The organism is Halomonas sp., from assembly GCF_014859505.1.
In the GTDB taxonomy this organism is placed as follows: Bacteria; Pseudomonadota; Gammaproteobacteria; order Pseudomonadales; family Halomonadaceae; genus Halomonas.
Genome location: NZ_JACUUD010000201.1, coordinates 1 through 3,617 on the forward strand (window position 1 = coordinate 1; position 3,617 = coordinate 3,617).

Consider the following 3,617-nt stretch of genomic DNA (forward strand, 5'->3'; position numbering starts at 1 on the left):
AAAGAAGATTGATGTATCGCATTGATCGCCCCGGAAGCCGCTTTCTGCCACCCGACGATACCGCCAGCCGCTCGCGACGACGGAGGAGCTTAACAATGAACAAGACAACAGGCCTGATGCTCGGCACCCTGACAGCCGCCATCATGAGCACGTCCGCCCTGGCCCAGACCACCATCACGGTCAGCACCTGGGCCGGCCCCAATCATGGCATCAACACCATGGTCTGGCCGACCTGGAAATCCTGGATCGAGGAGGCCACCGAGGGCCGCGTCACGGTCGAGGTGGTTCACGATATGGGGCCGCCCGCCTCCCAGATGGAGATGGTGGCCGACGGCATCGCCGATGCCACCTGGGTCTTCCACGGGTACAACACCGGCCGCTTCGAGCTGACCAAGCTTCCCGAATTCCCCACCTTCGAGGACTTCTCCTCCGAGAACGCCTCCGCCGCCTACTGGCGCACCCACCTGGAGTATCTGGAGCAGGCCGGTGAGCACCGCGGCGTCGACGTGGTGGCGGCCGGCGTGCACGGCCCTGGCTGGATCTTCAGCAGCGAGCAGTACCAGACCCTCGACGACATGAAGGGCAAGCGCATCCGCGTCGGCGGCGGCGTGATGGGCGATCTCTCCAACGCCCTGGAGCTGACCGGCGTGGCCCTGCCGCCCACCGGCGTCTACGAGGCGGGCTCCCAGGGCGTCATCGACGGCGCCATGCTGGTGCCCGAGGGCCTGCGCAGCTTCCGCGTGGCCGAGATCTTCCCCTACACCCTCAAGGTGGATGGCGGCTTCTATCGCGGCAGCTTCACCATCGTGGTCAACCCGATGATCTGGGACCAGATGTCGGCCGAGGACCGCGAGGCCGTCGAGGCCGTCTCCGGCGAGCGCCTGTCGCGGCTGTTCGGCTACATGATGGACGTCTCCGACGTGCGCGGTGTCGACTTCGCCGAGGAGCAGGGCCACACCTTCACCGAGCTCGGCGGCGATGATCTCGAGACCCTTCGCGGGATCAGCGACGACATGATCGAGGCATGGGCCGAATCGGTCTCCGCAAGCCGCGACGTCGATGCCATGGCCGCCATCGAGTTCTTCCGCGAGCAGCTCGCCGCTGCCGCCGAGGACGACAGCGTGGGCGACCTGGTGCCCGACGAGCTCAAGTAAGTCCTCCCTGTCGCCACATTCTGTCGCCACATGGAGGGCGACCGACCATGCATTCCCCGACGACTCGCGCCGCGCGCGTCGGCCGGGTCCTGCAGCTGACGCTGGAGGGGGTGGCAGGCGCCACCCTCTTCGGCATGATGCTGCTGACCACGGCAGACGTGACCGGCCGCTACTTCTTCAATTCCCCGATCCTCGGCGCCGTGGAGCTGACCCAGCTGATGCTGGCGGCGCTGGTGTTCCTGTCGCTGCCGGTGGTGTGCTGGCGCCAGGAGCACATCAGCGTGGACCTGCTCGATGCGTTTTTCCCCGCCCGGCTGATCTGGGTGCGCGAGGTGCTCGTCAACCTGCTGGTGACGGCGGCGCTGTGGATGATGGCGCAGCGCGTCTGGGCGCTGGCCGAGCGCGCCTTCGAGTGGGGTGACGTGACCGAATTTCTGCGCATCCCGCGCGGCTACCTGATCGGCCTGATCGCCGTCATGCTGTTGCTCTCGGCGCTGCTGACCCTGGCCCGGGCGGTGCTCTACCTGCTGGAGGGTCTCAAGGTGGTCAAGCAGGGCGGCCCGCTGAGTCCCTCTACAAAAGGGGGAGGCACCCATGACTGAGGCACTCTATGGTTTCGCCGCGCTGCTGGTGCTGGTGTTCCTGCGGGTGCCGCTGGCGTTCGCCATGGGCATCGTGGGCTTCGTGGGCTTCTACTACCTGACCGGCAACTGGAACGCCGCCGAGGCGATGGCCGCCCGCCGGGTGGTGGACACCGCCATGGACTATGGCCTGTCGGTGATTCCGCTGTTCATCCTGATGGGCAACTTCGTCTCCCATGCGGGGCTGTCGGATGCGCTGTTCCGTGCCTCCAACGGCTTTCTCGGCCACCGCAAGGGCGGTCAGGCCATGGCCACCATCGTCGCCTGCGGCGGCTTCAGCGCCATCTGCGGCTCGAGCCTGGCCACCTGCGCCACCATGGGGCGGGTGGCCATGCCGCAGATGCGCAAGTACGGCTACAAGGACTCGCTGGCCGCGGCCTCGATCGCCGCGGGCGGCACCCTGGGCATCCTGATCCCGCCCAGCGTGATGCTGGTGATCTACGGCATCCTCACCGAGACCAGCATCCGTGAGCTGTTCGCGGCGGGCTTCATTCCCGGCATTCTGGGGATCTTTCTCTACATTGGCGCTGTGAAGTGGGTGCTGTGGCGCGACCCCGACGCCGGCCCGGCGGCCGAGCGGGTGCCGTGGCCGGAGCGGATCAACGCGCTCAAGAGCGTGGGCAGCACCCTGGCGCTGTTCGTGCTGGTGATCGGCGGCATCTACCTGGGCGTGTTCACCCCCACCGAGGCGGCCGGCATCGGTGCCATGGGCGCCTTCCTGATCGCCCTGTCGCGTCGGGCGCTGAACCCGCGGGTGCTGATGAACGTGCTGATGGACACGGTGCGGACCACGGCGATGCTGTTCGCAGTGGTGCTGACGGCGCTGATCTTCGCCAACTTCGTCAACCGGGCCGGGCTGCCCAATGACCTGCTGGCGCTGGTCAACGGGATGAACGTGGCGCCCTTCGTGGTGATCCTGACGATCATCGCCATCTATGTGGTGCTGGGCTGCGTGTTCGAGAGCATGTCGATGCTGCTGCTCACGGTGCCGGTGTTCTTCCCGGTGGTGGCGGGGCTGGGCTACGACCTGGTGTGGTTCGGCATCCTGGTGGTGATCGTGATCGAGATCAGCCTGATCACGCCACCGGTGGGGATGAACGTCTTCGTGCTGCGGGCGGTGCTGCCGGACGTCTCCACGGGGACGATCTTCCGCGGCGTGACGCCGTTCTGGGTGGCCGGTACGATACGGGCGCTGCTGGTGCTGGTGTTTCCGGGGATCGTGCTGTTCCTGCCCCAGCTGCTCTATTGAGCCCGGGAGCTGCCACCTTGTCCGCATAAAGCGATACGATACTGCATTTATTAGTCTTAAAAATGTATCAATAAAGTCCCCGCTTTGACTCTGGTCAAAGCGGGGGCTTTCTCGTTCCACTATGCTGCCTTCATGACACGATGTGATACCGGATGAAGGAGAGCGAGATGGAAAGGTTGTCAGACTATATCCAGGGGGAGCGCGTGGTGCGGGAGCTTCGCCGCCACGCCCCCGAGGCCCTCGAGGCACTGGCCCGCGACCTGGAGCAGCCGCTCAGCCCGCCGCTGGAGATGGCCATGGCGCGCAGCCTGGACGACCACCGGGTGCCCGATTTCCGGTCCTCCGAGGTGCTGATGCCGGCGATGATGACCACCTTCGCGGTGGACCCGACGGCCATCGCCGAGGAGGAGCTGGCCGGGCTCGAGGAGAGATGCAACCGCTGCACCGAGGTGGGCCGCTGCTGGCAGGCGATGCGCGCCTTCTCCGAGGCCGAGGCGTGCCGCGGGTTCTGCCCCAACGCCGAGGCTTTCATGGGCCGCGGGGGCAGGGAGGCCGAGCCGGCGACGGCATAAG

4 protein-coding genes are annotated in these 3,617 nt (G+C 66.5%); all 4 read left to right on the forward strand.

Annotated elements, in window-relative coordinates:
• The first annotated feature begins 95 nt into the window (after window positions 1-95).
• Window positions 96-1,154, forward strand: coding sequence for a TRAP transporter substrate-binding protein (locus IBX53_RS15295; protein ID WP_290910982.1), 1,059 nt, complete (start codon window positions 96-98; stop codon window positions 1,152-1,154).
• A gap of 47 nt (window positions 1,155-1,201) precedes the next feature.
• A complete protein-coding gene (locus IBX53_RS15300; RefSeq protein WP_290910985.1) occupies window positions 1,202-1,756 on the forward strand; it encodes a TRAP transporter small permease in 555 nt (184 codons plus the stop codon).
• On the forward strand, window positions 1,749-3,044 hold the full coding sequence (locus tag IBX53_RS15305; RefSeq protein WP_290910988.1) for a TRAP transporter large permease: 1,296 nt from the start codon (window positions 1,749-1,751) through the stop codon (window positions 3,042-3,044). The genes IBX53_RS15300 and IBX53_RS15305 overlap by 8 nt, the downstream gene beginning before the upstream one ends.
• Window positions 3,045-3,211: 167 nt before the next feature.
• Window positions 3,212-3,616 (forward strand): DUF6455 family protein, encoded by a 405-nt coding sequence (locus IBX53_RS15310; protein WP_290910991.1) that lies wholly within the window; start codon window positions 3,212-3,214, stop codon window positions 3,614-3,616.
• Window position 3,617: the final 1 nt, after the last annotated feature.